General features: G+C 75.3%; 3 protein-coding genes. 1 reads left to right on the top strand and 2 read right to left on the bottom strand.

Annotation, left to right across the window (positions count from 1 at the left end):
- Positions 1–88 precede the first annotated feature (88 nt).
- Both KMS84_RS38225 and KMS84_RS38230 read right to left on the bottom strand, forming a co-directional pair.
- Entirely contained in the window at positions 89–1,225 is a 1,137-nt protein-coding gene (locus KMS84_RS38225; protein ID WP_256921157.1) for an alpha/beta hydrolase, read from the bottom strand.
- A gap of 103 nt (positions 1,226–1,328) precedes the next feature.
- Positions 1,329–2,084: a class II aldolase/adducin family protein gene (locus KMS84_RS38230; RefSeq protein WP_256921158.1), complete on the bottom strand. Its 756-nt coding sequence runs from the start codon at positions 2,082–2,084 to the stop codon at positions 1,329–1,331.
- Positions 2,085–2,300: 216 nt separating this feature from the next.
- On the opposite strand from KMS84_RS38230, the gene KMS84_RS38235 reads away from it, so the two are divergent.
- The coding region (locus KMS84_RS38235; RefSeq protein WP_256921159.1) for an inorganic phosphate transporter at positions 2,301–3,495 on the top strand (1,195 nt) is incomplete at its 3' end.

Raw genomic sequence — 3,495 nt, forward strand, 5'->3', positions numbered from 1 at the left:
GGCCGCCGCGTTCAGGCCAGTGGTACGGCCTTAAACGGAACCCTCGCGACGGCGCGGGGCGGCCCGGCCGCCGGGCGGGCGCGCCGGGTCACATCAACGGGGTCAGGAAGCGGCGCAGCGCCTCCTCGTAGGCGGCGGGGTCGGCGTTCCACATGGCGCCGTGCGGGGCGTCCGCCACGGTGTGCAGGGTGACGAGGTCGGGGCGGCGGGCGGCGAGGCGGCGGGAGACGTCCCAGGGGGCGACCACGTCGTCCGGCCCGTGCAGGAGGAGGGTCGGCACCCGCAGCCGGTCCGGGGCGGCGGCCGCGGCCGCGGGGTCGCCGGGGCCGCCGCGCAGGCCGGTGCGGCCCTCGGCGGCGCGGACGGCGAGCGGCAGCAGCGCGCCGGGGGTGTGCCGGGCGGCGGCGAGGGCGCGCAGCGTCGTGCGCCAGTCGAGGACCGGCGAGTCCAGCACGAGCCCGGAGACGAGATCGCGCAGGCCCGAGTCGGCGGCCGCGCGCAGCGCCATGGCGGCGCCGGTGGACCAGCCGAGCAGGACGACGCGTTCGGCGCCGTAGCGCACGGCGTAGCGCATCGCCGCGTCGAGGTCGCGCCACTCGGTCGCGCCGAGGTGGTTCAGCCCGTCCGGCGGGCGGGGGGCGCCCAGGTCGCCGCGGTAGGACAGGGCGAGCACGGGGAAGCGGCGGCGGTGCAGGAAGCCCATGAGGTTCAGGGCGTGTTCCCTGGTGGCGCCCAGGCCGTGCACGGCGATCACCCAGGTGCGGCGGGCGCCGGGCACGAACCAGGCGGGCAGGTTGCCCAGCTCGCCGGGGACGTCGACGTCGGCGTGGTCCAGGCCGAGGGCGCCGCCCGGGTCGCCGACGTGCAGGTTGGGCGTCAGCCAGACGGCGTCCCCGGAGTTCAGGGCGCCGTGGGTGACGCGCTCCAGGCGGCGCACGACGGTGTCGACCGGGTGCGGGGCGGTGGGCAGGACCGGGCCGACGACCGCGTGGGAGCCGTCGCCCGCCAGGCCGTAGGTGCCGGGGCGCAGGGCGGCCAGGTCGCGGGTGACGGTGATCTGGCCGGCGGCCGTGCCGTGCACGGTGAGCCGGGGTTCGGTGGGCAGGGGCCGGCCGGGCGGCGCCTTCAGCGCGGCGTCGCTGGCGAACCGGCCGGCGGCGACACTGGCGGCGCCGGCGGCCAGGGCTGCGGTGACGGCGGCGGCCGTCGCGGTGGCAGTGCGCACCCGCCCAGTGTCCAGGGCGAACACCGCGGCGGCCAGTGGTGGGCCCGTCCGGGGTGACGTCGGCGCTCCGCGCGGCGGTACGCCGGGGGCGGCGGCGCCGGGGTCAGGCCCGCTGACCGTACCCCCGCAGACGGTGCGCTGCCTGGGCCAGCTGGTCCTCCGTCAGCAGCGTCGGGGTACGGCCCGGAACCGACGACGCCGTCAGCCACAGCCGGCACATCCACTCCAGCTGGGCCGTGCGGTCGTAGGCCTGGTCGAGGGTGGCGCCGTGGGTGAGGGTGCCGTGGTTCTGGAGCAGGCAGCCGCTGCGGCCGGCGAGTGCCCGGAGCATGTTCTCGGCCAGCTCCTCGGTGCCGTATGTGGCGTAGGGGGCGACCCGGACGGGGCCGCCGAGCGCGCCCGCCATGTAGTGGACGAGGGGGAGTTCCGGGACGAGGGTCGAGACGGCCGTGGCGTGCACGGCGTGGGTGTGGACGACGGCCCCGGCGTCGCAGGCGCGGTATACGGCGAGGTGCATCGGCAGCTCGCTGGTGGGGACGAGCGAGCCGAGCACCTGCCGGCCCGCGAGGTCGACGCCGGTGACGTCGTCGGGGGCGAGCCGGTCGTAGGGCACCCCGGACGGGGTGACCAGCACGGTGTCGCCGACGCGTACGGAGACGTTGCCGGAGGTGCCGACGACGAGACCGTCGCTCACCGTGCGGCGGGCCGTCGTCACGAGCGCCTCCCAGGCACGCGCCTCCTCGGGCGTCGCGCGCCGCCGGGGCGACTCCCCCGCGCGCCCCCGGGTCGGCGCTCCCGCGCCCTGTCCGCCGTTCCCGGGATCCCGGGCGTCCGTCTGCTCGCGTCGCTGCTCGGCCATGCCGCGATCCTGCCAGGGCTCCGCCGTTCCGGGGCCGCTCACGGCGCCTTTCGGACGCCCCTGTGGCGCGGGGCGGCGGGCGGTCCGCCAACGGCCCGCGGGGACGCGGCGGACGACGCCGCCAACGACACCGTGACGCCCGACTGAGTTCATCTTCCGTTCACCCGGATTGCCTACGGTCAACGCACCAATGACTTCGAACGATTGCCTGGGTAAATGGAAAACTTCTCGCTGATCCTCGCGATTGTGGTCGTCACCGCACTCGCGTTCGATTTCACGAACGGTTTCCACGACACCGCCAACGCGATGGCCACGACCATCTCGACCGGTGCACTCAAGCCCAAGGTCGCGGTGGCCATGTCCGCCGTGCTGAACCTTGTGGGCGCCTTTCTCTCGGTGGAGGTCGCCAACACGATCTCCAAGGGTCTCGTCGACGAGACCGGCATCCGTCCCGAGGTCATCTTCGCCGCCCTGGTCGGCGCGATCCTCTGGAACCTGCTGACCTGGCTGGTGGGTCTGCCCTCCAGCTCGTCCCACGCCCTCATGGGCGGTCTCATCGGCGCCACCATCGCCTCCGCCGGCACCGGCGCGGTCCACGGCGACGTGCTGGTCACCAAGGTCCTGCTCCCGGCGATCGCCGCGCCGATCGTGGCGGGCGTCGCCGCGATGCTCGCGACCCGGCTGTCGTACAGCCTCGGCAAGAAGGCCGACGGCAAGGCCGCGGCGAAGGGCTACCGCACCGGCCAGATCGCCTCGGCCGGGCTGGTCTCCCTCGCGCACGGCACCAACGACGCGCAGAAGACGATGGGCATCATCACGCTCGCCCTGGTCGCCGGCGGCGCCGTCGCCCCCGACTCCGACCCGCCCACCTGGGTCATCCTCTCGGCCGGCATGGCCATCGCGCTCGGCACCTACCTCGGCGGCTGGCGCATCATCCGCACCATGGGCAAGGGCCTGACCGAACTCCAGCCGCAGCAGGGCTTCGCCGCCCAGACCAGCGCGGCCACGGTCATCCTGGCCTCCTCCCACCTCGGCTTCTCCCTGTCCACCACCCACTCGGTCTCCGGTTCGGTGATGGGCGCGGGTCTGGGCCGCAAGGGCGGAGTGGTCCGCTGGTCCACGGCGACCCGCATGTTCGTGGCCTGGGGCCTGACCCTGCCGGCGGCGGCCCTGGTGGGCGCGCTCGCCGAGACGGTGACCGGGCTCGGCGACTGGGGCACGGCCGTCGTGGCCGTCTTCCTGATCGCCTCCAGCGCGGCGATCTGGAAGATCTCCCGGCGCGAGGTCGTCGACGCCTCCAACGTCAACGACACCGAGGAGCCGGCGGGCGTCGTCACCACGGCGATCGCCGCCGTCGCCCCGCCCCCGGCGGGTTCCCTCGCCGACGACCTGACGGCGACCATCCCCTCCC

This window comes from Streptomyces hilarionis, from assembly GCF_024539675.1.
In the GTDB taxonomy this organism is placed as follows: domain Bacteria; phylum Actinomycetota; class Actinomycetes; order Streptomycetales; family Streptomycetaceae; genus Streptomyces; species Streptomyces hilarionis.